Raw genomic sequence first — 22,959 nt, 5'->3', positions numbered from 1 at the left:
AGGCCGGACCAGGCCGGACCAGGCCGGACCAGGCCGGCGGGGGCGGGTTGGAGGTGGGGGAATCAGGGGTGGGGGATGGCGGCGGTGACCAGGTGGAGGGCCAGGTCGGCCAGGCGGGCGGCGGTCAGGGGTGGGCGTCGGCCACCAGGCGGGCGGCCAGGGTGGCCAGCCGGGCGGCGGTTCGGTCGACCGGGTCCAGCGGCAGCACGATGTGGCTCACCACGAGGCGGACGATGGAGTCGGCCGCGAACGCCATCCGGTCGGGCTCGGTCTCCGGCAGGTGCCGGCCGGCCCAGTCCAGCAGCGCACCGGACGCCGCCGCGAGCACCAGCTCGGAGCGGGTGGTCAGGTACGGCAGCAGCTCGTCGGAACCGCCCCGGGCGCTGGTGAGGATCGCCTTGATCAGCGGGTTGCCGGCCGCCTCGGTGAGGGTGCGCTCGATGGCGGCGTACGCAGCCGCGTAGACGTCCGAGCCGTGCGTCTCCAGGGCGGTCCGCACCTCGGCCACGAACCGGTCGATCTCCCGCTGGGCCAGCGCCGCGGCCAGCCCGGCCTTGCTGCCGAACTCGTTGTAGACGGTCTGCCGGCTCACCCCGGCCGCCGCGGCCACCGCGCCCATCCGGACGCCGTCCCAGCCCCCGGCGATGGTCTGCGCGCGGGCCGCGTCGACGATCCCGTCGCGCAGCCGCTGACGTACGGCGTCCCGGATCTCACCCATGGTGGTCGAAGTCTATGCGTGGCTCCCCGATGTTAAGAGGGGGCCCTTCCTATACGGAAAGCGATAAAAAGGGGCCCTTCCTTGCAGCCATGCGGGGAAGCATAGGATGTGCCCTCATGGCACGCGTGCTCACTCCCCGTGCGGAGGATTTTCCCCGCTGGTACCAGGACCTGATCGCCAAGGCCCAGCTCGCCGACAACGGTCCGGTGCGCGGCACCATGGTGATCCGACCGGCCGGCTACGCCATCTGGGAGCGGATGCAGGCCGAGATGGACCTGCGGATCAAGGCGGCCGGCGCGGAGAACGCGTACTTCCCGCTGTTCATCCCGGAGAGCTATCTCAAGCGCGAGGCGCAGCACGTCGAGGGCTTCTCGCCGGAGCTGGCGGTGGTCACCCACGGCGGCGGCAAGCAGCTCGCGGAGCCGGTCGTGGTCCGGCCCACCAGCGAGACCGTGATCGGCGAGTTCATGGCCAAGTGGGTGGACTCCTACCGCGACCTGCCGCTGCTGCTCAACCAGTGGGCCAATGTGGTCCGCTGGGAGCTGCGGCCCCGGGTGTTCCTGCGGACCAGCGAGTTCCTCTGGCAGGAGGGGCACACCGCGCACGCCTCCGAGGCGGACGCCCGGGCGTACGCGCGCAAGATCCTGCATGAGGTGTACGAGGACTTCCTGGTCGGGGTGCTCGGCATCCCGGTGCTGGTGGGTCTCAAGACCGCCCGGGAGCGGTTCGCCGGCGCCACCGCCACGTACACCCTCGAGGGCATGATGGGCGACGGCAAGGCGCTGCAGTTGGGCACGAGCCACGAGCTGGGGCAGAACTTCGCCAAGGCGTTCGACATCACGTACACCTCGGCGGCCGGCGGGGTCGAGCACGCCTGGACCACCTCCTGGGGCACCTCCACCCGGATGCTGGGCGGGCTGATCATGGCGCACGGCGACGACAACGGGCTGCGGGTGCCGCCGCGGATCGCGCCGGTGCAGGCGTACGTGATGGTGGTCAAGGACGGCGAGGGGGTCACGGAGGCCGCGGCCAAGCTGCGGGACGCGCTGCGCGACGCGGGCGTCCGGGTCGGGCTGGACGACCGGACCGACACCGCGTTCGGCCGCCGGGCCGTGGACGCCGAGCTCAAGGGCTATCCGGTACGCGTCGAGGTCGGCCCCCGGGACCTGGCGGCCGGCAACGCCACGGTGGTCCGGCGTACGGGTGGGGCCAAGACCCCCGTCGCGGTGACGGACGTGGTCTCGACGGTGCTGGCCGCGCTGGAGGCCGACCAGCAGGCGCTGCACGACGAGGCGCTGGCGCTGCGCGACTCGCGGACCGTGTCGGTGGGCTCGCTCGGCGAGGCGATCGAGGCGGCGGCCAGCGGCTGGGCCCGGGTGCCGTGGTCGGCCGTCGGCGCGGCCGGCGAGGCCGAGGCCAACGGCAAGGGCGTGACGGTCCGCTGCCTGCTCCGGTCCGACGGCTCGGTGCCGGACCACGAGGACGAGCCCGACCTCCTGGCCATCCTCAGCCGCGCCTACTGACCTGCAAGGAAGGGCCCCTTCTTATCGTTTTCGGTATAGGAGGGGCCCCCTTTTAACGGGCCGACGGGGAGGGACCGACGGATGCGCTTCGAGGCCGGCCGGTTGATCATGCACCGGAACGTGCGGCGCGGGCGGATCGGCTGGGTCCGGCCCGCCCGGGTGGTCGCCGACGACGATCGCGGGCTGCTGCTCTGGGTGGCCCGGGACACCCCGGTGGCGCACGAGCTGGCCGCGGACGGCCGGGGGATGCGGGCCATGCCGTTTTCCGAGTGGATCACCAGCGGGTACGTGCTGGCGCCGGGCCGGTGGCAGGGGCCGCCGATCCTGATGTTCCTGCCCCCCGGCGCCGCGCACTCGGTGTGGTGGTGGTTCGACGATGACGGCCGCTTCGCCAGCTGGTACGTCAACCTGGAGGAGCCCGGCGTGCGCTGGGACGACGGTCCGGTGGCCGGGGTCGACGTGGTCGACCAGGACCTGGACATCGTGGTACGCCCCGACCGGTCCTGGAACTGGAAGGACGAGGACGAGTTCGTCGAGCGGCTGGCGTTTCCGGAGCACTACTGGGTGGCCGACGAGGCCGCCGTACGCGCCGAGGGCGAGCGGGTGATCAAGCAGATCGAGGCGGGCGACTTCCCGTTCGACGGCGCCTGGACCGACTTCGCGCCCGACCCGGCCTGGACCCCGCCGCCCACCCTGCCCCCCGGCTGGAACCGCCCCCCGGCCCGCTGACCCCGATCGCCGTTCCCGCCGGCCAACTCGTCGATTTTGGAGTTGTGGTGGTCCGTAAAACGGACAGAGCGGATTGATTCGCCCACCACATCTCCATGATCGACGGGGGAGGGTGGACGTGCGCGGATCCGGATGGCGCAGTACCGGCGTCGGTGTGAAGGACCGCGGTCGGGTCTGGCACAATGGGTCGCTGGTACCCGGTGCGCGACCGGCGCCCTCTACCCCGGTCGTGTCGCCCGTCCATCGAGTTGTCTCTCGGCGCAACCCCACTGCGCCGGTCGACGCTCACCCGCCCACCGCCCTGTCGGGCCGGTGAGAATCGCAACAGGAGCGAACAGACCGTGGCCGTAAAGATCCGGCTCCTGCGGATGGGTAAGATCCGCAACCCGCAGTACCGCATTGTCGTCGCCGACTCGCGCACCAAGCGCGACGGCCGGGCGATCGAGTTCGTCGGCGTCTACCAGCCCAAGCTGGAGCCGTCGCTGATCGAGGTCAAGTCGGACCGGGTGCAGTACTGGCTCTCCGTCGGCGCCCAGCCGAGCGAGGCCGTGCAGCGCATCCTCGAGAAGACCGGCGACTGGCAGAAGTACAAGGGCCTGCCGGCGCCGCCGCCGCTGCTGGTCGCGCCGGAGCGGGCCGACCGCAAGGCCGCCTACGAGGCCGAGGCCAAGGCGGCCGCCGGGGTCGCCGAGACCCCCGCGAAGCCGGCCAAGAAGGCCACCAAGGCCGCCAAGGCCGCGCCCGCCGAGGCGCAGCCGGCCGACGCCGCGCCCGCCAAGGCGCAGCCGGCCGAGGCAGCGCCCGCCGAGGCGCAGGCGGCCGACCCGGCCGCCACTCCCGCGACCGAGGAGCAGGCCGGTGCGACCTCCGGCGAGCAGGCCTGACGTGGCGCTCCGGCCCGCGCTCGAGCACCTGGTCAAGGGCATCGTCGATCACCCGGATGACGTACGGGTCCGGATGGTCGACTCCCGCCGCGGCAAGCGGCTCGAGGTGCGCGTGCACCCCGAGGACCTCGGGACGGTCATCGGCCGCTCGGGGCGTACCGCGAAGGCGCTGCGCCAGGTGATTGGGTCGGTCGGCGGACGCGGCGTCCGGGTCGACATCGTCGATTCGTACTGATGCTGCTGACCGTCGGTCGCATCGGCAGGCCGCACGGCATTCGCGGCGAGGTCACCGTCGAGGTACGGACCGACGAGCCCGAGGCACGCTTCGCTCCCGGGTCGGTGCTGCGCACCGATTCGGGAGCGGCGGCCGCCCGGGCCGCGGTCGCCGGCGCCGCGCTCGATCCGGACGCCCGCGACCTGGTACGGGTGCCCGCCGAACTGACCGTCGAGGCCATCCGCTGGCACCAGGGACGCCTGCTGGTGACCTTCGCGGGGGTGCCGGACCGCAACGTGGCCGAGGCGCTGCGGGACGTCCTGCTCCAGGTGGAGAGCGCCGAGGTGGCCCCGCCGGACGACCCGGACGAGTTCCACGACCACCAGCTGATCGGGCTGGCCGTGGTCGACCCGTCCGGCGAACCGCTCGGCGAGGTGGCCGGGATCGACCACGCCCCGGCGAGCGACCTGATCGTGCTGCGCCGCCCCGAGGGTCGTACCGCGCTGGTCCCGTTCGTCAAGGCCATCGTGCCCGAGGTCGACCTGGCCGGCCGGCGGGTGGTCGTGGACGCCCCGCCCGGGCTGTTCGACCTGTGAGTCCCCGCACTCCCATGCGCGTCGACATCGTCTCGATCTTCCCGGACTATCTGGCCCCGCTCGACCTGTCGCTGATCGGTCGGGCCCGGTCCGCCGGCCTGCTCAAGCTTGCCGTGCACGACCTGCGGCGCTGGACGCACGACGTGCACCGCACGGTCGACGACACCCCGTACGGCGGCGGACCCGGGATGGTGATGCGGCCCGAGCCGTGGGGGGAGGCCCTCGACGAGCTGGCCCCGCCCGGCGCGCCGCCGCCCCGGCTGCTGGTCCCGAGCCCCGCGGGCCCGCGCTTCACCCAGGCCATGGCGCACGAGCTGGCCGCCGAGCCGCACCTGCTGTTCGCCTGCGGCCGGTACGAGGGGATCGACCAGCGGGTCATCGAGCATGCCGCCACCCGGATGCCGGTGACGGAGATCTCGCTGGGGGATTATGTCCTTTTCGGCGGGGAGGTGGCCGTGCTGGTGGTGCTCGAGGCGGTCACCCGGCTGCTGCCCGGGGTGCTCGGCAACGCCGGCTCGCTGGACGAGGAGTCGCACGCGAACGGGCTGCTGGAGGCGCCGGTCTACACCAAGCCGCCCAGCTGGCGGGGGTTGGACGTACCGGACATCCTGCGCTCGGGGGACCACGGCCGGATCGCGCGCTGGCGGCGGTCGACGGGGCTGCTGCGCACCGCCGAGCGGCGGCCGGACCTGCTGGCCACGCTCCCGCCGGCGGCCCTGGACGACCGGGACCGGGCCGCGCTGCGGGAGGCCGGATTTCAGGTGCGGCCCGAGGATATGGCAAAGTAGAGGGGTTGCCGCAGTCGGCCGCGCCGCGTCCGACTGCGAGGATCCCGAGATCCCGTCGGGATCAGAATCACCCGACCGCGCGCCGCAGTGGCGCGCCGTGAGCCGTACGAGGATGCAGCGATGAACACCCTGGACGCGCTTGACGCCCAGTCGCAGCGGACCGACCTTCCGGACTTCCGGGCCGGTGACACCGTCAAGGTGCACGCCCGGGTCGTCGAGGGCAACCGGTCCCGGGTCCAGATCTTCCAGGGCGTCGTCATCCGGCGTCAGGGAGCGGGCCTGCGCGAGACCTTCTCGGTCCGCAAGGTCAGCTTCGGCGTCGGCGTCGAGCGGACCTACCCGGTGAACAGCCCGGCCATCGACCGGATCGAGGTCGTGACCCGCGGTGACGTGCGCCGCGCCAAGCTCTACTACCTGCGGGAGCTGCGCGGCAAGAAGGCCAAGATCAAGGAGAAGCGGGAGAAGCAGCCCAGCTGACCCGCCGTACCCCATCCGGCACGTTCCGACGCCGGGCCGGCGCCGCGCTCACTCGCGGTGACCGGCCCGGCGTCGTGTCGTATCTTGCTACATGCCGGTTTCGCCAACGGCCGCTAGGCTGATCGCACGGGCCGCGTCGCGGCCGTGGCCGCGACGCCGTCGCCGGCCGCGGGATCTCCGTCGCCGGCCGGGTCGTGCGGGCCTGCCCGCGCGACCGGTCACGGCGGCAACATCGCAGACCGGGGAGTCGCGTGGTACGCAGGGAGCTGGACCGGCCCGCAGTCGAGCCGTGGCGCCGCAAGGTTCGTCGGGTACGCCGGCAGATGCCCATGTGGCAGGAGATCCCGCTGCTGCTCACGGTGGCGTTCTGCCTGGCCGTGCTGATCCGCACGTTCCTGCTGCAGGCGTTCTTCATCCCGTCCGGGTCGATGGAGGACACGCTCCTGATCGGCGACCGGGTGCTGGTCAACAAGATCGTGTACGACGTCCGGGATCCGGCGCGCGGCGAGGTGGTCGTGTTCCGCGGCACCGACAACTGGGCGCCGGAGGGGGCCGACCAGAGCACCCCGGGCTTCGTCGGGCGGCTCGGCCGCACCATCGGTGACCTGGTCGGGGTGAGCCGGCCGGGGGAGAAGGACTTCATCAAGCGGGTGATCGCGCTGCCGGGGGACCGGGTGGCCTGCTGCGACGCCAAGGGCCGGGTGACGGTCAACGGTCGGGCGCTGGACGAGTCCGCGTACGTCTCCCAGGATTCGCCGCTGGACCTGCCGGCGAATCCCGACGAGTGCCGCTCCCGGCGCTTCGCCGAGGTCACCGTGCCGGCCGGGCAGCTCTGGGTGATGGGTGACCACCGGCTGGTCTCGCAGGACGCCCGGTGCCAGGGACCGGTGCCGATCAGCAACGTCATCGGCCGGGCGTTCATCATCGTCTGGCCGCAGTCGCGCTGGGCCACCCTGCCGGTGCCGCCGACGTTCGCCGGAGTGCCCGACCCGGCGGCCACCGCCGCCCCGGCCGGCCGGCCCCTGCCGGTGGGTCCCGACGGCCAGCCACTGCCGGCCGCGTCCGCCGACCGGCCGCTGCCGCCGGGTCCGGGCGGCGAAACGGGGGCATTGGCGCCGATCGTCCTTCCCCTCATGCTGGCGACCGGTTTCGCCGCGCGTGCCCGGCAACGCCCCGGAGGCGGACCACGTAGGCTCCACCCGTGATTGAGGAGCAGACCGACACGCCCAAGCCGCGCAGTTCCTTCTGGAAGGAACTGCCCATCCTGGTGGGCGTCGCAGTACTCGTGGCGGTGTTGGTTCGGGCCTTCGTGCTGCAGACCTTTTACATCCCGTCCCAGTCGATGGAGCACACGCTCAACATCAACGACCGGGTGCTGGTCAACAAGCTCGTCTACGACTTCCGCTCGCCGCACCGGGGCGAGGTCCTGGTCTTCGCCGCACCGGCCGACTGGCGGAACACGCCGGAGGGTGAGGACTTCATCAAGCGGGTGATCGGGGTCGGCGGCGACCACATCGTCTGCTGTGACGCCCAGCGGCGGATCACGGTCAACGGCCAGCCGCTGGACGAGCCGTACATCTTCGCCAACGACGCGGGGCAGCACGACCCGGCCGCCGACCAGGACTTCGACATCACCGTGCCGGCGGGCCGGCTGTGGGTGATGGGCGACCACCGGTCGCAGTCGGGTGACTCGCTGGAACACTGGAAGCAGTCCCAGGGCGACATCCAGGACGCCACGATCAGCGAGGATTCCGTAGTGGGCCGCGCCTTCACGGTGTTCTGGCCGTTCGGCCGGGCCAAATGGCTCTCGGTGCCGTCGACGTTCGACAAGGTGCCCGGGCCGACGAGTTGACCGCGCTGGGCGACGTCGGTGTCCCGACCTACGCTGTCCGGGTGACGACCTACCTCGAGCGCCGCGCCGGCCGGGTGTTGCTGGTCGACGACGCGGGCCGGGTCCTGCTGCTGCACGGCCGGGATCCGGCACGGCCCGGGCACCACTACTGGTTCACCCCGGGCGGCGGTCTCGATCCCGGCGAGTCGGCGGTCGCGGGCGCGGCCCGGGAACTGGCCGAGGAGACCGGGCTGCGGCTGCCGCCGGCCGCGCTGGGTGAGCCGGTCTGGCGGGAGGTGACGGAGTTCCCGTTCGACGGCCGCTGGTACCGGCAGGAGCAGGAGTTCTTCCTCGTCCGCGTGCCCAGCTGGGCGCCGGACACCAGCGGTTTCGATGAGATCGAGCGGAACACCATCGATGCCCACCGCTGGTGGGCGCCGGCCGAGCTGGCCGCCACCGGGGAGCGGTTCTACCCGGCCGAGCTGGTGAGCGTGCTCCGGGCGGCGCTCGACGCTGCCGCCGGGGCCGGGCCAGCCTCCGGCTCGGCGGCCGCCGGGTCCGGGCCGTCCGGGCCAGCCTCCGGCTCCGCGGCCTCCGGGTCCGGGCCGGCCGGGCCAGCCTTCGGCTCCGCGGCCTCGGGGTCCGCGGCGGCTGCCGGCCGCGTGGCGGGGAGGGACGGATGCTGACCCCACCGCGCACGGTCGTCCGGCGGGAGGCCGGCCTGTACGCCTTGGAGCGGGCGCTCCAGCGGCGCGGATTCCGGCACGTCGCGGGCGCCGACGAGGCGGGCCGGGGCGCCTGCGCCGGACCGCTGGTCGCGGCCGCGGCCATGCTGCCCGAGGGGCGCCGGGGCGAGATCGACGGGCTCGCCGACTCGAAGCTGCTCACGCCCGCCGCCCGGGAGCGGATCTACGAGCTGGTGGTGGAGCGCGCCCTGGCGTACGCGGTGGTGGTGGTCCCGGCCGAGGAGGTCGACGGCCGCGGGTTGCACGTGTGCAACGTGGCGGCGCTGCGCCGCTCGCTCGCGGCGCTGACGACCAGGCCGGACTACGTGCTGACCGACGGCTTCGGGGTCGACGGACTGGGGGTTCCCGGCCTTGCGGTCTGGAAGGGTGACCGGGTGGCGGCCTGCGTGGCGGCCGCCAGCGTGCTGGCCAAGGTCACCCGGGACCGGATCATGGTCGAGCTGGACGGCCGCTTCCCGGACTACGGGTTCGCCGAGCACAAGGGCTATATCACCGTCGAGCACAGCGCGGCGCTGGACCGGCACGGTCCGTGTGTCGAGCATCGATTTTCGTACGTGAACGTGGCCGCCGTGTCGGGGCGGTCGGGCCGTCCGCCGCGGTCCCGCCGGCCCCGCCCCGGTCACCCGTACGAGCCGATGGAGCGCGGTACGGCGGCAAGGGGTACCGTCGGCGTGGCGTTGGGCGACCAACCCCGGCCGCCGGTGTCGGTGGGGGAAGATGTGGCCATGGAAGGCGGAGTGGGATGAGCGCGGAAGATCTCGAAAAGTACGAGACCGAGATGGAGCTGCAGCTCTACCGGGAGTATCGCGACATCGTCCGCCAGTTCTCCTACGTGGTGGAGACGGAACGGCGCTTCTACCTGGCCAATCAGGTCGATCTGCACGTCCGCAACTCGGACGGCGAGGTCTACTTCGAGGTCGAGATGCACGACGCCTGGGTCTGGGACATGTACCGTCCCGCCCGTTTCGTCAAGAATGTCCGGGTCATGACCTTCAAGGACGTGAACGTCGAGGAGCTGGAGAAGCCGGACATCTCCCTGCCCACCGACTCCGGCTTCGGCGGCTGACCCGGTCCGGGTTGCGTAGCTGAGCCGGTCCGAGCCTCCGCGGGCCGGTCCGGGCGGCGTGGGTGAGCCGGTCCGGGCGGCCCGTGGGTGAGCCGATCCGGGCGGTGCGGCCGCTGAGCGTCCGACCCCCGCGGCGCGACCCTCCCGACGGCTGGCGGCCTACTCGGGCAGCACCGCCACGGCGACCCGCTGCACCAGGTTGTTGGCGAACCCGCCACGGTTCCACGGTTGATCGAGCGGTTGGCTGCGGCCGCTGGCGTCCGTGGCCCGAGCGCCCAGCAGGTAGCGCCCCGGCCGGGCCGTCCAGTCGTACCGCCAGCGACGCCAGGCCCACGGCTCGACCGGCGCCGGATCCAGCTCGGCCGGCGACCAGCTGGCGCCCGCGTCGGTGGTCACCTCCACGGAGGTCACCGGGGCGTGGCCCGACCAGGCCCGCCCGTCCACAGTGCACGGTCCGGGGCGGACCACCCGGACCCGGGACATGAGGTCGGGAAAGCCGGGCGGCCGTACCAGCGCACGTGGCTCGATCCGGGTGACCGGCGTGCCGGGCTCCTCAAGCGCCGCCGCCAGCGGTAGAGCGCGCTGATAGTCCTGCTCGACCCCGCGCTCCACGCGCGGTCGGGGTCCGGGTCCGCTTGTTGGTCCGGGTCCGCTTGTCGGTCCGGGACCGTTCGTTGGCCCGGTCCTCGGCGTAGGGCCGGACCGGGGCATAGCAAGATCGGCGGCTCGCCGGCGGATTTCCACAGCCGGCTCCGTCATCCACAGCCCCGGCCGAGGTCGGTTGCCGGTGCCGGCGGTACGGGCCAGGCTCCCGGTGTGGCTTTCCGCTCCGGCCCGTCGGCCGTTCTCGTCCTGGCTCTGCTGGTCGTCGCCGCCCCGCCCGGCACGTACCCGGCCCCGGGACCGGTCATCCGGTCTGGCGTCGCTTCGCCGTCCGCGCCGGCGTTCGCGACCGGTCGGGCCTGGCCGGCCGCGTCGAGTTTCCCGGTAGTGCCCCGCGGCCCGGCAGGGGCGGTGCCGCGCGGTCCCGCCGGGGTGCTCGCGGTGGGCGATTTCCGGTGGCCGCTCGACGGCGTGGCGCGGGTCGTACGGCGGTTCGACCCGCCGCCCCAGCCCTGGCTTCCCGGACATCGCGGCGTGGACCTGGCGGCGGCGCCGGGCGCCGTGGTCCGGTCGGCCGGGCCCGGCACGGTGTCGTTCGCGGGTGCGGTGGCCGGCCGGCCCGTGGTTACCGTCCGGCACCGCAACGGGCTGCGGACCACCTACGAGCCGGTGGATCCGCTCGTGCGAGCCGGCACGGAGGTGGCGGCCGGGGCACCGATCGGCCGGCTCCGAGCCGGCCATCCCGGTTGCGAAGAGGCGGCGTGCCTGCACTGGGGACTGCGCCGCGCGGACGGGTACCTCGACCCGCTGACGCTGCTCGCCCTGGGCCGGGTGCGGCTGCTGCCGGTCTGATGAGCCCGGTGGGATCTGGCCGGTCCAGCCTGTCCGGTCAGCCGAGCGTGGCGAGCATCGACGGCAGCCGCTCGGCGAGCCGGTCGTACTCCTCGGCGCGGTTGTACACCTGGGCGCTGAGCCGCAGGTATCCCCGGCCGCCCCAGGCGTTCACCGCGACCTCCGTGGCCAGCTCGTCGGAGATCCGTTGGCGCAGCGCCCGGGCATCATCGATAGTGCTCGCCAGGCCGCGGCGGAGCGGCACGATCCGCATGGCCACCGATGGGCCGCCGGGCGGGGGCAGCTGCGCCGGCTCGAGGCCCAGCGCCGCGCCGACCACCTGCTGGCCGTACGCGGCCAGGGCCGTGTTGTGCTCGCGGACCGCGTCCAGCCCGAGCGTGCGCAGCGTGAACAGCCCGGTCGGCGCGGCGAGCCAGGACGTGTAGTCGAGGGTGGCCTGGTATTCGACGCTGAGCGGAAAGCCCGCGTCCTGCTCCCACGAGACGACCAAGGGCTCGATGCGGCTCCGCCAGCGTTCAGCCACGGCGAGCAGCGCCGTGCCGCGCGGCGCGTACGCCCACTTGTGCAGGTTGCCGACCCAGAAGTCGGCGCCCACTTCCCGGACGGCGGTGGGCAGCATGCCCGGCGCGTGCGCGGCGTCCACCAGGACCGGCACGTCCATCGAACGCGCGGCGGCGCTGATCGCGGCGGTGGGCAGCAGCCGCGCGGTGGGGGAGGTGAGCTGGTCGACGACCAGCAGCCGGGTGCGACCCGGGCGCAGCTCGGAGCGGATCGCGGCCACCCACTCGTCGTCGGTGGCGGTCAGCGGGACGGCCAGGGTGCGGTACACCGCCCCGGCACGTCGGCTCTCCCGCTCGACGGCAAGCCGGACGGCCCCGTAGCCGTGGTCGGTGAGCAGGACCTCGTCCCCGGCGCGGAGTCCCAGCGACTGCAGCACCACCGCCGTACCGGTGCTGGCGTTGCCCACCAGGGCCGCGCCGTCCGGCTCGGCGCCGAGGAAGGTGGCCAGGTGTCGACGGGTGTACGCGATGCGCTCGGACAGCCCCCGGGTGAAAAAGCGGAGCGGATTGGCCTCCATCTCGTCCCGGAGCCGCTGCTGAGCGCGCTGCACGGCGATCGGCACCGCGCCGAACGAGCCGTGATTGAGGTGCGCCACCGCCGGATCCAGCGAGAACAGCAACCGGGCGCCCGGCATCGGCGCGGGGGGCCGGATGGCTGCCGTGGTCACCGCCAGATCGTAGCGGCCGAAGATCCGCTTCGCCCAGGTATGGCGTCGTCCTCCGTCCGGGTCCGGCAACTTGACCGCTGCACAGCACACCTCGGCGCGCGAGGGGGAGATGTCAGGCCCGTGGGTGGGCCTGCCGGTACGCGGCGCGGAGTCGCTCCACCGAGACGTGGGTGTAGATCTGGGTGCTGGACAGCGACGAGTGTCCGAGCAGCTCCTGCACCGAGCGCAGGTCGGCGCCGCCCTCGAGCAAATGTGTGGCCGCGGAGTGGCGGAGCCCGTGCGGCGTCGTCCGGGGCAGCCCCGCGACGGCCGCGTACGCGCCGACGGACCGGCGCGCGACCGTGGGCTGGAGCCGCCCGCCGCGGGCTCCGAGCAGGAGCGCGTCGCCGCTCGCCGGCCGGGCCAGCACGGGCCGCCCCGCCGCCAGCCAGTCGTCCAGGGCCCGCTGCGCCGGCACGCCGTACGGGACCGACCGTTCCCGGTTGCCCTTGCCCAGCACCCGTACCACCCGGCGGCCCTGGTCCACGTCGGCCACATCGAGGCCGCACAGCTCGCTCACCCGGACCCCCGTCCCGTAGAGCAGCTCGAGCATCAGCCGGTCGCGCAGCAGCACCGGCGTCTCCTCCCCGCCCGGCGCCTCGACCAGCCGGCCGGCCTGGTCGGAACGCAGCACCGTGGGCAGCTCCCGGTGCGCCCGGGGGCTGGCCAGCGCGGCCCCCACGTCGGAGCCGAGCAGGCCCGCCCGGTGGGCCCAACTCGTGAAGGTACGTGCGGCCGCCGCCCGGCGGGCCAGCGAGGTGCGGGCCGCGCCTGTCGTGCGCAACCGGGCCAGCCAGCTTCGCAGCACCGACAGGTCCAGGTCCGCGGGACCGGCGCAGCCCATCCGGACGGCGTGGTCGAGCAGCGACACGGTGTCGGCGACGTACGCCCGGATCGTGTGGTCGGACCGGTTGTCCACCCCGGACAGCTGCCGGGCGAACTCGTCCACGGCGTCACGCATCGGCGGGGGCAGCGCCTCGTGCCGGGCCTGGGTGCTGGGGCGGGTCACCCTGCCGACCGTCGGTTGCCGGGGCGTCGGCGTCAAGGCGGCGCGCCGTACTTTCGTCCTTGCTGTGATCATGCGGACGGTCGCGCCGGCGGGGTGCCAACGCATAGCCCTCCGGCCGGCGGACTAGCAGGCCGAGATCCTCCAGCAGCGGCACCTTGCGCAGCGCCGTTCGCAGCTCGACGCCCGCACGGGCAGCCAACTGCTCGGCGTCGAGCGCTCCGCGCGGGGGAACCGCCTCCAGCAGCAGGGCCGCCTCGTCGTCCAGCCGGTCGCGGGGCTCTTCCGGCCCCCGCGCCGGCGGCGCGAGGTCGGCGCCGATCCGACCCACCTCCTCGAGAACGTGCGGCACCCCGGTGACGAGCCGGCTTTCGGGATTTGCCCGCAGGAACTCGTGCGCCCCCACGGACATGGCGGAGGTGACCGGCCCGGGCACCACCATGGCCGGCCGGCCCAGCGCCACGGCCCGGTGCAGCGTCTGGGTGGCGCCGCTGCGCGCGGCCGCCTCGACCAGCACGGTGCCGACGGTGGCGGCGGCGATCACCCGGTTGCGGATGAGGAAGCGCGGGCGCAGGGGCTCCGCTCCGGGCAGCCATTCGCTGATCAGCAGGCCGGTGTCGGCGATCCGGTCGAACATGCCCGTGTTGCCCACCGGATATGGGCGGTCCACCCCGCAGGCCAGCACGGCCACCGTTGGCCCGCCGGAGGTCAGCGCGCCCCGGTGCGCCGCCGCGTCGATGCCGAACGCCCCGCCGGAGACCACCGTCCAGTCCCGCTCGGCCAGCCCGAACGCGATTTCCGTGGCGACATGTGTCCCGTACGGGGTCGCGGCCCGGGAACCGACCACCGCGACCGATCGGTCCAGCACCTCGTCGAGCCGCCACGCTCCGCGTACCCAGAGGCACAGCGGCGGAGCCAGTTCCCGGTCCACCCGCCGTTGTGCCGGGCGACCCCACAGCCGTTCCAGGTCGGTCAGCCGGTGCGGCCACTCGGGGTCGTCGGGGGTCACCAGCCGGGCACCGAGCCGTACCGTGTGCTCGGCCGCCGCCGCGGCCGCCGCGCGGGGATCCCCGGTCGACAACCGGGCCCGCACGGTGCCGCGGAGGCTGTCGTCGGAAATCTCCCCGGCCAGCAGCCGGCCCAGCGTGGCTACCGGGCCGTGCCGACGCACCTGCCAGTAGACGGACCAGGTGCCCGGCTCGGTGAGCCAGCCCAGCGCGATCCGGGCCAGGGCCGCGGGCGTCATGCCAGCTCACCCGTGCGCATCCCGATGGCCTCCCGGATGTCCTCGTGCCCCGGTCGGTCCCGGCCGTCGAGGTCGGCGATCGACCAGGCCAACCGGAGAACCCGGTCGAAGCCGCGGGCGGACAGCGACCCCGAATCCAACCGCCGCTGCAGGTCCCGCAGGTCCCGACCGGGCAGCCGCCATGGCGGTCGGCGGAGCTCCGGGCCCGGCACGTCGGCATTGACCCGCCAGCCGCGCGCCGACCAGCGGGCCCGGGCGGCCTCCCGCGCCCCGGCCACCCGGGCCCCGACCACCGCGGACGGCTCGGCGGCCAGCTCCGGGTCCAGCAACTCGGCCGCGGTCAGCGGCTTGAGGGTCACCCGGACGTCGACCCGGTCGAGCAGCGGACCGGACAGCCGGCCCAGGTAGCGTCGCCGGGCCAACGGGCTGCACTCGCAGTGCGTGTCGCCGGCCGGGTTGGCGCACGGGCAGGGGTTGCCGGCGATCACCAGCTGCACCCGGGCCGGGTATTCCGTGCCGCCCCGGGACCGGTGGAGCGCCACCCGGCCCTTCTCCAGCGGCTGGCGGAGCGCCTCCAGGGCGCCGCGCCCGAGCTCGGGCGCCTCGTCCAGGAACAGGACACCTCGGTGGGCCAGCGACAGCGCGCCCGGCCGGGCCAGCCCCGAACCGCCGCCCACCAGGGCGGCGACCGTGGTGGTGTGATGCGGCGCCTGGAAGGGCGGCCGGCGGATCAGCCCCGCTCCCGGTGGCAGCGCCCCGGCGATGGAGTGCAGGGACGTCACCTCCAGGGCGGCCTCGTCGTCGAGCGGCGGGAGGATCGACGGCAACCGCTCCGCCAGCATGGTCTTGCCGGCTCCGGGCGGGCCGAACAGGGCGAGGTGGTGGGCGCCGGCCGCCGCCACCTCGACGGCCCGCCGGCCGAGGGCCTGACCGGCCACGTCCGCCAGATCGAGGTCGGCCGCGGCCGGCTCGGGGCGCTGCTCTGCCGGCTCCGGCAGCGCCTCACCGTGCCGGATGAAGCCCACCAGCCGGTGCAGCGCGTCGACCGACCGGACTCGTACCCCGGGAACCACGGCGGCCTCGGCCGCGTTGCCCGCGGGGACGATGACCCCGCGGACGCCGGCCCGGGCGGCCGCGGCCACCATCGGAAGCGTGCCGCGGACGGGTCGGACGGAGCCGTCCAGCCCCAGCTCGCCGAGCACGACCACGCCGTCGAGCGGCGCCAGCGGCAACTCGCCCGACCCGCCCAGCAGGGCGGCCGCGATGGCCAGGTCGAACGCGGAGCCGTGCTTGGGCAGGGTGGCCGGCAGCAGGTTGACGGTGATCCGCCGGTTGGGCCAGCGCTGGCCGGAGTTGACGATGGCGGCGCGTACCCGGTCGCGGGCCTCGTTGAGCGCGGTGTCGGGCAGCCCGGACAGCACCACGGCGGGCAGCCCCGGTGCGAGGTCCGCCTCCACCTCGACGAGCTGACCGGTCACCCCGATCAGCCCCACGCACAGCACCTTCGCGTAGCTCATGCCGGCTCCTTGCTCCGCTCGGACCCGCCACGAGGCTCAACCGCACAGATCTTGATGATTCGCTCGCTGCGCTCGCTCACGGCCAGCCCAGGCCTCAGAACGCGGACCGGATGTGCTCGACGAGCGCGCCGCCGGTCCGCGCGACGTACACCTCCAGCACGTCGAACCGGATCTCGCGGGGATGCGCCCCGCTCTCCTGCAGCCACCGCAGGGCGAGCCGGCGTAACCGGCGTACCTTGGCCGGGCCGACCGCCTCGCCCGGGAAGCCGTAGGCGCCGCCGCGACGGGTCTTGACCTCGCAGAACGCCAGCACATCGCCCTCCCAGGCGATGATGTCGACCTCGCCGTGGTCGCAGCGCCAGTTGCGGGCCGCCACCCGCAGGCCCGCCTCGACCAGATGCCGCACGGCACACCGCTCGCCGTACGCCCCGATCGCCAACCTGGTCATCGTCATGCCTCGACGGTCGCCGCCGGGGCGGGCGGGTGGAAGCCCCGACCCGGACGCCTGTGGATGACGGGAGCGCCTGTGGACGACGTCACGATCTTGCCGACGATGTGTTATGCCGCGACGCGCCGCGGGGACGTCTCGGCTGGCCAGAGGCCGGCCGGTCGCATACGGTGCGGGACCGTGGACGGACAACGTGACTATCCCGGCCAGGAACCCGGCTGGTACGACGAGGATCGCGGATACGGCGGCGGCTACCGGAGCGGCGGCCCGGACCGGTACGCCCCGGACGGCGACCTGCCGCGGCAGCGGTCCGACGCCACGGCGCCGGGGGACGACCGCGAGCAGCCCGGGTACCCCGCGGCGTATCGCGGTGACTACCCCGAGCGCCGGTACGACGAGCGCACGGACGTGAACCGGTACGGCGACCTGGCCGACCGGGCTCGGTACGACTCCGGCCCGGGCGGCTTCGGCCTGTCCCGGCCCGGTGACGGCTCGCCGGGCGGATCGACGGACGGCGGCTTCGGCGCGCCCGGCGAGCAGGGCCGGCTGGGCGAGCAGGGCCGAACCGGCGAGCAGGGGCGCGCCGGGGAGTTCGGCGTTGCCGGCGAGCAGGGGCGCGCCGGCTACGGGCGGGTGGCGGAGTTCCCGCTGGTGAGCCCCGGACGGTCGGCCGAGCCCGGGAACGATCGACCGGCCACCGACGGTCGCGCCGGGCTGCCCGAGCCGCCGGCCGGCGCGCCGGGACGGCCGGGCCAGCCGGGTCCGGACGTACCCGGTCAGGCAGTCGGCCTCGACGTACCCGGTCAGGCAGCCGGCCCGGGGCAGCCGCCGGGCATCGGCGACGACCGGGACCCGGCGTTTGCTACCCGGTCGATCGACGTCCGGGAGCTTCGCCGGGGGCGTTCCGCCGGTGCGCCGGACCCGGCGTCGGGCGCTGGCGTGCCGCCCGCCGCGACACCGGCCAGCCCGACGACGGGCGTCTACGGCGGCGCGCCCGCCGAGGGCGTCTACCGGTCCCGCCGGCCGCTGCGCGCGGTGCTGCTCGCGGCGCTCACAGGGGTGTTCGAGCTGGCCGCCCTGCGGGTGCTGCTCAACGGCGTGCTGGCCGATCCGGTCGGCGTTCCGGCGGTGGTCTCCGGGCTGCTGCTGGTGCTCGGCCTGCCGGCGTTGGCCGCCGGCGTGTACGGCATCTCCACCGGCTCCGCGACGCTGGACGCGGGGCGGTCCTGGCTGCGCCCGCCCACCGGATACCTGGTGACGGGCCTGACCCTGCTGGTGGCCGCCGCCCTCGCCACCCACTGACCCACCCACTGACCCACCCACGCCGCCCCGCATCCGCGAATGATGGAGTCGCGAACAGGAACATAAGACCGTTTCAACCACAGAACCCCCCACCACACCCATGGACGACGAGCCGGGTTGGTGGGGGTGATCTGGACCGACCGGGGTTTGCGCCGGTCGGATCCGGGCGGGGCGTACACTTGCTACCGGCGACCGCCCGTGGCGGTCGACCTCGCGTGCCCTCCGCCCGACATCGTCGGGCGGCGACGGCCTCCCTGGTCCCGATCTTGATCGGGTCCCCGACGGCCGGCGATCAGGCGCCAGGACGCCAGGCCGCCGGCCCGGCGTGATCAACCAGGGAATCTTGAAGGAGCACCACCATGGCCATCGTGTCCATGCGCCAGATGCTGGAGAGCGGCGTCCACTTCGGGCACCAGACCCGCCGGTGGAACCCGAAGATGAAGCGCTTCATCCTCACGGAGCGCAACGGCATCTACATCATCGACCTGCGCCAGACCCTCGACTACATCGAGAAGACGTACGACTTCGTCCGCAACACGGTGGCCGAGGGCGGCAGCATCCTCTTCGTCGGCACCAAGAAGCAGGCCCAGGAGGCCATCGCCGACCAGGCGACCCGGGTCGGCCAGCCGTACGTGAACCACCGCTGGCTGGGCGGCATGCTCACCAACTTCCAGACGGTCTACAAGCGGCTCCAGCGGATGAAGGAGCTGGAGGCGCTGGGTGACCTGTCCGGCACCGCGCAGGGCTACACCAAGAAGGAGACCCTGCAGCTGTCCCGCGAGAAGGTCAAGCTGACCCGGACCCTCGGTGGCCTGCGGGACATGCAGAAGCTGCCGGCCGCGATCTGGGTGGTGGACACCAAGAAGGAGCACATCGCCGTCGACGAGGCCCGCAAGCTGGGCATCCCGGTCATCGCGGTGCTGGACACCAACTGCGACCCGGACGAGGTCGACTTCCCGATCCCGGGCAACGACGACGCGATCCGCTCCGCCGAGCTGCTCACCAAGGTGATCGCGAGCGCCGTCGGCGACGGGCTCATCGCCCGCTCCGGCAAGTCCCGTGGCGACGACAAGCCGGGCGCCGGGGCGGCCGACGAGCCGCTGGCCGAGTGGGAGCGCGAGCTGATCGAGGACAACGAGAAGAAGGCCGCGAAGGCCGAGGGCCGGACCGAGACCCCGGCGCCGGCCGCCGAGGCTGCGCCGGCCGCCGAGGCTGCGCCGGCCGCCGAGGCTGCGCCGGCCACCGAGGCTGCGCCGGCCACCGAGGCCGCCGCCGAGACCCCCGCGCCGGCCACCGCCGAGTGACCTGATCGATCCCCGCCGGCCGCGGACGCGCCGGCGGGGGTCGGCGGGATCGGCGACGACCCGGACCGAACTCCAGCCAAGCCGCAACCATCGAAGAGAGAGTCATGTCCAACTTCACCGCCGCGGACGTCAAGCGACTCCGCGACCTCACCGGCGCCGGCATGATGGACTGCAAGAAGGCGCTCACCGAGGCCGAGGGCGACTTCGACAAGGCCGTCGAGATCCTGCGGATCAAGGGCGCGAAGGACGTCGGCAAGCGGGCCGGCCGGACCGCCGCCAACGGGCTCGTCGCGCACTCCGGCAAGGCGCTGCTCGAGCTCAACTGCGAGACCGATTTCGTGGCCAAGAACGCCGACTTCGTGGCGCTGGCCCAGCGCCTGGTCGAGCACGGCGCCCAGGCCGGCGTCACCGACGCCGAGGGCCTGCTTGCCTCGACCCTCGACGGCCGGCCGGTGGCCGACGTCATCCAGGAGCAGTCCGCCAAGATCGGCGAGAAGCTGGTGCTCAACCGGTTCGCTCAGCTCGGCGGCACTGTGGCGGTCTACCTGCACCGCAAGGCGCAGGACCTGCCGCCGCAGGTGGGCGTCATGATCGAGTACTCGGGCAAGAGCGACGAGGCGGCCGACGCGGACGCCCGCGGCGTGGCCATGCAGATCGCCGCCATGCGGCCGAAGTTCGTCACCCGGGACGAGGTGCCGGCCGAGACCGTCGAGTCGGAGCGGCGCATCGCCGAGCAGACCGCGCGCGAGGAGGGCAAGCCGGAGGCGGCGCTGTCCAAGATCGTCGAGGGTCGGGTCAACTCCTTCTTCAAGGACTTCGTCCTCCTGGAGCAGTCGTCGGTGGCCGACAACAAGAAGACCGTCAAGCAGGTGCTTGCCGAAGCCGGCATCGAGGTCACCCGCTTTGTCCGGTTCGAGGTCGGCCAGGCCTGATCGAACAGTCCGCCCGGGTGCCGTCCGCGGCGCCCGGGCGTGGCACAGCAGGAGCGAAGGAGGAGGCCGCCGGTGTACGACAGGCACCGCGGCCTCCTCGTCACATAAGGTCAGCAGCGGCAGGACGGATGCGGCGGCGCGGCGGCGCGGCGCCGGAGAGGCGGGTCGGATGACGCAGACGGCGAGCGGTACGACGATGGACGACGATCCGACCATGCCGCCAACCGGAAAGTCCCGCCGGGTCGTGCTCAAACTGTCCGGTGAGGTGTTCGGCGGCGGCGCGGTCGGGGTGGACCCGGACGTGGTGCAGGCGATCGCCCGGCAGATCGCCACGGCGGCCCGCCGGGGCGTGCAGGTGGCCGCGGTGGTCGGCGGCGGCAACTTCTTCCGCGGGGTGGAGCTGCAGAAGCGCGGCATGGACCGGGCCCGGGCCGACTACATGGGCATGCTCGGCACGGTGATGAACTGCCTGGCCCTGCAGGACTTCCTGGAGAAGGAGGGCATCGAGACGCGCGTGCAGAGCGCGATCACGATGGCCCAGGTGGCCGAGCCGTACATCCCGCTGCGCGCCATCCGGCACCTGGAGAAGGGTCGTGTCGTGATCTTCGGCGCCGGCGCCGGCATGCCGTACTTCTCCACGGACACCGTGGCCGCCCAGCGAGCCCTGGAGATCCGCGCGGACGTCGTGCTGATGAGCAAGAACGGCGTCGACGGCGTCTACACGGCCGACCCGCGCACCGACCCGGACGCCCGCAAGCTCGACTCGATCACCTTCTCCGAGGCGCTGCGCCGCGGCCTGCGGGTCGCCGACGCGGCGGCCTTCAGCCTCTGCGAGGAGAACAAGCTGCCCATGCTGGTATTCGGCGCAGCGGGAGCCGACACGATCGCTCGCGCGGTGGGCGGCGAACGGATCGGCACCCTCATCACCGCGTGAAACCTCGACGTCCGGCGTTGACGTCCCCCGCGCCGGGCGGGAGCGTTCTTTGGACAGGCACCACCAGAAGGAGGCGACGGACCAGGTGATCGACGACACGCTCCTCGAGGCCGAGGAGAAGATGGAACGCGCGGTCGAGCACGCCAAGGAGGAGTTCGGGGCCATCCGCACGGGTCGGGCGACCGCAGCGATGTTCTCGAAGATCGTCCTCGACTACTACGGATCGCCGACGCCGCTGCCCCAGTTGGCGTCCATCGCCGTCCCGGAGCCGCGGATGGCGATCATCAAGCCGTACGACGCGTCGCAGATCAACGCGATGGAGAAGGCGATCCGGGATTCCGACCTCGGGGTCAACCCCAACAACGAGGGCACCCAGCTGCGCATCCTGCTGCCCCAGATGACCGAGGAGCGCCGCCGGGACATGATCAAGGTGGCCCGGCAGAAGGGTGAGGAGGCCAAGGTCGCCATCCGCAACATCCGGCGCCGCAGCAAGGAGGAGCTGGACCGCATCGTCAAGGACGGCGAGGCCGGCGAGGACGAGGGCCGCCGGGCCGAGAAGGAGCTCGACGACCTCACCCACCGGTACGTGACGAACGTCGACGAGCTGATCAAGCACAAGGAAGCCGAGCTGCTCGAGGTCTGATGTCGTACCTCGATCCGCACGGCAGCGCCGAGCCCCGCGACTGGGACAACCCGGACGTACCGTCCGGGAGTCGCTGGCCGGACCCGGACGCCGGCTCGGTGCGGGCGCGGCACCCCGGGGCCGCGCCCGAGCCGTACCCCTGGCCGGGTCCACCGGCCGGCGCCGCGGCCGGCCGGACCGATCCCGCCGGCCCGGCCGGACTCACCGACCCCGTCGGTCTCCCCCCGGTGCCGGCGGATCCGGCCGGCCTCACCGGCCTGACCGACCCGGTCGGCCTGCCGCCGCTGGCCGCGCCGCCGCCCGCCGGGCCGAGGCCGGTGCCACCCGTACCGGCCGATCCGGGCGCCGACCCCGGGCGACCGCGCCGGCACCGCGGCCGCCGCCGGGCGACCCGGTCCGCCGCCCGCACCGGACAGTCGCCATCCACCGGTACGTCGGCCGGCGGCGCGTCCGGTCCGCCGGTCGTCGCCGGACCCGAGGACGCGGGGCCGCCGGCCCGGACCGGCCGGGCCGGCCGGAACCTGCCGGCCGCCGTCGGCGTCGGGCTCGGCCTCGGCGCCGCCATCGTGGTGCCGCTGTTCTACTACCGGCCCGCCTTCCTGGCCGTCCTGGCGATCGCCGTCGGGATCGGGATCTGGGAGATGGTGCGGGCCATCCAGCGCAGCGGGGTCAACCCGCCGATGCTGCCGCTGATCGTCGGTGGCGTGGCCATGCTCGGGCTCGCCTGGTGGGCCGGGCCGGACGCGTTGAGCCTCGGCCTCCTGGTCACGGTGCTGGCCGTCCTCGTCTGGCGGCTGGGCGACGGGCCGGCCGGCTACCAGCGGGACATGACGGGCGCGGTGCTGGTGGCCGTGTACGTGCCCTTCCTCGCCGGCTTCGCGGCGCTGCTCGCGGTGCCGCCGGACGGCCACTTCCGGGTGCTGGTGACGCTCGCCGGGGTGGTGCTCTCGGACACCGGCGGCTACGCCGCCGGGGTGTGGCTGGGCCGGCACCCGATGGCGCCGTCGGTCAGCCCGAAGAAGTCGTGGGAGGGATTCGGCGGCTCGGTGGTGGCGGCCGGTCTGGGCAGCGCCGTGTTGCTGTGGACGCTGCTGGGCGTGGCGCCGTGGTGGGGCGCGCTGTTCGGCGTGGCCGTCTCCGGCGCGGCGGTGCTGGGCGACCTGGGCGAGTCGATGATCAAACGCGACCTCGGCGTCAAGGACATGAGCAACCTGCTGCCGGGCCACGGGGGTCTGATGGACCGGCTCGACTCGGTCCTGTTCGCCGTGCCGGTGGCCTACCTGCTGCTCTCCGTGCTCAAGCCGGCCGGGTGAGCGGGATATGTATCACCTGT

At 73.7% G+C, this 22,959-nt stretch carries 26 protein-coding genes; 19 read left to right on the top strand and 7 right to left on the bottom strand.

The genetic code is table 11. The features are described from left to right. Positions 1 to 124 precede the first annotated feature (124 nt). Positions 125 to 718 carry a TetR family transcriptional regulator gene (locus ACFFHU_RS06805; RefSeq protein WP_377336818.1) on the bottom strand — a complete coding sequence of 198 codons (594 nt, stop codon included), beginning with the start codon at positions 716 to 718 and terminating at the stop codon, positions 125 to 127. 116 nt (positions 719 to 834) lie between these two features. Between ACFFHU_RS06805 and proS the strand changes: the two genes are divergently transcribed. The 12 genes from proS (at position 835) to ACFFHU_RS06745 (ending at position 9,572) form a co-directional block, all read left to right on the top strand. Then, positions 835 to 2,241 carry a proline--tRNA ligase gene (gene proS, locus ACFFHU_RS06800; RefSeq protein WP_377336816.1) on the top strand — a complete coding sequence of 469 codons (1,407 nt, stop codon included), beginning with the start codon at positions 835 to 837 and terminating at the stop codon, positions 2,239 to 2,241. Positions 2,242 to 2,322: 81 nt separating this feature from the next. Continuing rightward, positions 2,323 to 2,970, top strand: a complete 648-nt coding sequence (locus ACFFHU_RS06795; RefSeq protein ID WP_377336814.1) for a ribonuclease FAU-1 family protein — start codon at positions 2,323 to 2,325, stop codon at positions 2,968 to 2,970. A gap of 341 nt (positions 2,971 to 3,311) precedes the next feature. Further along, positions 3,312 to 3,854: a 30S ribosomal protein S16 gene (rpsP, locus tag ACFFHU_RS06790; RefSeq protein ID WP_377336812.1), complete on the top strand. Its 543-nt coding sequence runs from the start codon at positions 3,312 to 3,314 to the stop codon at positions 3,852 to 3,854. Next, positions 3,829 to 4,089, top strand: a complete 261-nt coding sequence (locus tag ACFFHU_RS06785) for an RNA-binding protein (protein WP_377336810.1) — start codon at positions 3,829 to 3,831, stop codon at positions 4,087 to 4,089. Before rpsP ends, ACFFHU_RS06785 begins: the two co-directional genes overlap by 26 nt. Positions 4,090 to 4,091: 2 nt before the next feature. After that, positions 4,092 to 4,664, top strand: a complete 573-nt coding sequence (rimM, locus tag ACFFHU_RS06780; protein ID WP_377337267.1) for a ribosome maturation factor RimM — start codon at positions 4,092 to 4,094, stop codon at positions 4,662 to 4,664. Between the two features lie 14 nt (positions 4,665 to 4,678). Continuing rightward, entirely contained in the window at positions 4,679 to 5,452 is a 774-nt protein-coding gene (gene trmD / locus ACFFHU_RS06775; protein ID WP_377336808.1) for a tRNA (guanosine(37)-N1)-methyltransferase TrmD, read from the top strand. Between the two features lie 120 nt (positions 5,453 to 5,572). Then, positions 5,573 to 5,929, top strand: a complete 357-nt coding sequence (gene rplS / locus ACFFHU_RS06770) for a 50S ribosomal protein L19 (RefSeq protein ID WP_377336806.1) — start codon at positions 5,573 to 5,575, stop codon at positions 5,927 to 5,929. Between the two features lie 251 nt (positions 5,930 to 6,180). Beyond that, positions 6,181 to 7,134, top strand: a complete 954-nt coding sequence (gene lepB, locus ACFFHU_RS06765; RefSeq protein WP_377336804.1) for a signal peptidase I — start codon at positions 6,181 to 6,183, stop codon at positions 7,132 to 7,134. Beyond that, positions 7,131 to 7,781: a signal peptidase I gene (lepB, locus tag ACFFHU_RS06760; protein WP_377336802.1), complete on the top strand. Its 651-nt coding sequence runs from the start codon at positions 7,131 to 7,133 to the stop codon at positions 7,779 to 7,781. The genes lepB (ACFFHU_RS06765) and lepB (ACFFHU_RS06760) overlap by 4 nt, the downstream gene beginning before the upstream one ends. 41 nt (positions 7,782 to 7,822) lie before the next feature. Next, complete coding sequence (locus tag ACFFHU_RS06755) at positions 7,823 to 8,446, top strand: NUDIX hydrolase (protein WP_377336800.1); 624 nt, start codon at positions 7,823 to 7,825, stop codon at positions 8,444 to 8,446. Continuing rightward, the gene (locus tag ACFFHU_RS06750; RefSeq protein ID WP_377336798.1) at positions 8,440 to 9,252 is read left to right on the top strand and encodes a ribonuclease HII; all 813 of its coding nucleotides are present in this window, start codon (positions 8,440 to 8,442) and stop codon (positions 9,250 to 9,252) included. Before ACFFHU_RS06755 ends, ACFFHU_RS06750 begins: the two co-directional genes overlap by 7 nt. Then, a complete protein-coding gene (locus ACFFHU_RS06745; protein ID WP_377336796.1) occupies positions 9,249 to 9,572 on the top strand; it encodes a DUF2469 domain-containing protein in 324 nt (107 codons plus the stop codon). Before ACFFHU_RS06750 ends, ACFFHU_RS06745 begins: the two co-directional genes overlap by 4 nt. A 159-nt stretch (positions 9,573 to 9,731) precedes the next feature. On the opposite strand, the gene ACFFHU_RS06740 is transcribed toward ACFFHU_RS06745, so the two are convergent. Beyond that, on the bottom strand, positions 9,732 to 10,184 hold the full coding sequence (locus tag ACFFHU_RS06740; RefSeq protein WP_377336794.1) for a molybdopterin-binding protein: 453 nt from the start codon (positions 10,182 to 10,184) through the stop codon (positions 9,732 to 9,734). A gap of 204 nt (positions 10,185 to 10,388) precedes the next feature. On the opposite strand from ACFFHU_RS06740, the gene ACFFHU_RS06735 reads away from it, so the two are divergent. Further along, the gene (locus tag ACFFHU_RS06735; protein ID WP_377336792.1) at positions 10,389 to 11,027 is read left to right on the top strand and encodes a murein hydrolase activator EnvC family protein; all 639 of its coding nucleotides are present in this window, start codon (positions 10,389 to 10,391) and stop codon (positions 11,025 to 11,027) included. Positions 11,028 to 11,064: 37 nt separating this feature from the next. Here ACFFHU_RS06735 and ACFFHU_RS06730 read toward each other — a convergent pair whose 3' ends face one another. The 5 genes from ACFFHU_RS06730 to ACFFHU_RS06710 all read right to left on the bottom strand — a co-directional run bounded on the left by ACFFHU_RS06730 (position 11,065) and on the right by ACFFHU_RS06710 (position 16,517). Further along, complete coding sequence (locus ACFFHU_RS06730; protein WP_377337266.1) at positions 11,065 to 12,222, bottom strand: aminotransferase class V-fold PLP-dependent enzyme; 1,158 nt, start codon at positions 12,220 to 12,222, stop codon at positions 11,065 to 11,067. A gap of 145 nt (positions 12,223 to 12,367) precedes the next feature. Beyond that, positions 12,368 to 13,255 carry a tyrosine recombinase XerC gene (locus ACFFHU_RS06725; protein WP_377337264.1) on the bottom strand — a complete coding sequence of 296 codons (888 nt, stop codon included), beginning with the start codon at positions 13,253 to 13,255 and terminating at the stop codon, positions 12,368 to 12,370. Beyond that, complete coding sequence (locus ACFFHU_RS06720) at positions 13,248 to 14,546, bottom strand: DNA-processing protein DprA (RefSeq protein ID WP_377336790.1); 1,299 nt, start codon at positions 14,544 to 14,546, stop codon at positions 13,248 to 13,250. The genes ACFFHU_RS06725 and ACFFHU_RS06720 overlap by 8 nt, the downstream gene beginning before the upstream one ends. Further along, positions 14,543 to 16,063 (bottom strand): YifB family Mg chelatase-like AAA ATPase, encoded by a 1,521-nt coding sequence (locus ACFFHU_RS06715; protein ID WP_377336788.1) that lies wholly within the window; start codon positions 16,061 to 16,063, stop codon positions 14,543 to 14,545. The genes ACFFHU_RS06720 and ACFFHU_RS06715 overlap by 4 nt, the downstream gene beginning before the upstream one ends. 94 nt (positions 16,064 to 16,157) lie before the next feature. Further along, positions 16,158 to 16,517 carry a YraN family protein gene (locus tag ACFFHU_RS06710; protein WP_377336786.1) on the bottom strand — a complete coding sequence of 120 codons (360 nt, stop codon included), beginning with the start codon at positions 16,515 to 16,517 and terminating at the stop codon, positions 16,158 to 16,160. Between the two features lie 174 nt (positions 16,518 to 16,691). On the opposite strand from ACFFHU_RS06710, the gene ACFFHU_RS06705 reads away from it, so the two are divergent. From ACFFHU_RS06705 to ACFFHU_RS06680, 6 genes are all read left to right on the top strand, one after another. Beyond that, positions 16,692 to 17,813, top strand: a complete 1,122-nt coding sequence (locus ACFFHU_RS06705; protein ID WP_377336784.1) for a collagen-like domain-containing protein — start codon at positions 16,692 to 16,694, stop codon at positions 17,811 to 17,813. A 359-nt stretch (positions 17,814 to 18,172) separates the two neighbouring features. Then, complete coding sequence (rpsB, locus tag ACFFHU_RS06700; RefSeq protein ID WP_377336782.1) at positions 18,173 to 19,117, top strand: 30S ribosomal protein S2; 945 nt, start codon at positions 18,173 to 18,175, stop codon at positions 19,115 to 19,117. Between the two features lie 104 nt (positions 19,118 to 19,221). Beyond that, a complete protein-coding gene (gene tsf, locus ACFFHU_RS06695; protein ID WP_377336780.1) occupies positions 19,222 to 20,049 on the top strand; it encodes a translation elongation factor Ts in 828 nt (275 codons plus the stop codon). Positions 20,050 to 20,245: 196 nt separating this feature from the next. Beyond that, on the top strand, positions 20,246 to 20,983 hold the full coding sequence (gene pyrH, locus ACFFHU_RS06690; RefSeq protein ID WP_377337263.1) for a UMP kinase: 738 nt from the start codon (positions 20,246 to 20,248) through the stop codon (positions 20,981 to 20,983). Between the two features lie 85 nt (positions 20,984 to 21,068). Continuing rightward, positions 21,069 to 21,626 carry a ribosome recycling factor gene (gene frr, locus ACFFHU_RS06685; protein WP_377337262.1) on the top strand — a complete coding sequence of 186 codons (558 nt, stop codon included), beginning with the start codon at positions 21,069 to 21,071 and terminating at the stop codon, positions 21,624 to 21,626. Then, on the top strand, positions 21,626 to 22,939 hold the full coding sequence (locus ACFFHU_RS06680; protein ID WP_377336778.1) for a phosphatidate cytidylyltransferase: 1,314 nt from the start codon (positions 21,626 to 21,628) through the stop codon (positions 22,937 to 22,939). Before frr ends, ACFFHU_RS06680 begins: the two co-directional genes overlap by 1 nt. Positions 22,940 to 22,959: the final 20 nt, after the last annotated feature.

The sequence above is a fragment of the Plantactinospora siamensis genome (genome assembly GCF_042434095.1).
Lineage (GTDB): Bacteria > Actinomycetota > Actinomycetes > Mycobacteriales > Micromonosporaceae > KBS50.
Note: the sequence above shows the minus strand (reverse complement) of the source record. Positions and strands in the feature narration are given on the sequence as shown.

Coding starts and splice junctions, on each gene's coding strand:
- ACFFHU_RS06805 (WP_377336818.1), bottom strand. CDS start 718: ATGGGTGAGATCCGGGACGCCGTACGTCAGCGGCTGCGCGACGGGATC.
- proS (WP_377336816.1), top strand. CDS start 835: ATGGCACGCGTGCTCACTCCCCGTGCGGAGGATTTTCCCCGCTGGTAC.
- ACFFHU_RS06795 (WP_377336814.1), top strand. CDS start 2,323: ATGCGCTTCGAGGCCGGCCGGTTGATCATGCACCGGAACGTGCGGCGC.
- trmD (WP_377336808.1), top strand. CDS start 4,679: ATGCGCGTCGACATCGTCTCGATCTTCCCGGACTATCTGGCCCCGCTC.
- rplS (WP_377336806.1), top strand. CDS start 5,573: ATGAACACCCTGGACGCGCTTGACGCCCAGTCGCAGCGGACCGACCTT.
- ACFFHU_RS06750 (WP_377336798.1), top strand. CDS start 8,440: ATGCTGACCCCACCGCGCACGGTCGTCCGGCGGGAGGCCGGCCTGTAC.
- ACFFHU_RS06745 (WP_377336796.1), top strand. CDS start 9,249: ATGAGCGCGGAAGATCTCGAAAAGTACGAGACCGAGATGGAGCTGCAG.
- ACFFHU_RS06730 (WP_377337266.1), bottom strand. CDS start 12,222: ATGCCGGGCGCCCGGTTGCTGTTCTCGCTGGATCCGGCGGTGGCGCAC.
- ACFFHU_RS06725 (WP_377337264.1), bottom strand. CDS start 13,255: ATGCGTGACGCCGTGGACGAGTTCGCCCGGCAGCTGTCCGGGGTGGAC.
- ACFFHU_RS06720 (WP_377336790.1), bottom strand. CDS start 14,546: ATGACGCCCGCGGCCCTGGCCCGGATCGCGCTGGGCTGGCTCACCGAG.
- ACFFHU_RS06715 (WP_377336788.1), bottom strand. CDS start 16,063: ATGAGCTACGCGAAGGTGCTGTGCGTGGGGCTGATCGGGGTGACCGGT.
- ACFFHU_RS06710 (WP_377336786.1), bottom strand. CDS start 16,517: ATGACGATGACCAGGTTGGCGATCGGGGCGTACGGCGAGCGGTGTGCC.
- rpsB (WP_377336782.1), top strand. CDS start 18,173: ATGGCCATCGTGTCCATGCGCCAGATGCTGGAGAGCGGCGTCCACTTC.
- tsf (WP_377336780.1), top strand. CDS start 19,222: ATGTCCAACTTCACCGCCGCGGACGTCAAGCGACTCCGCGACCTCACC.
- pyrH (WP_377337263.1), top strand. CDS start 20,246: ATGGACGACGATCCGACCATGCCGCCAACCGGAAAGTCCCGCCGGGTC.
- ACFFHU_RS06680 (WP_377336778.1), top strand. CDS start 21,626: ATGTCGTACCTCGATCCGCACGGCAGCGCCGAGCCCCGCGACTGGGAC.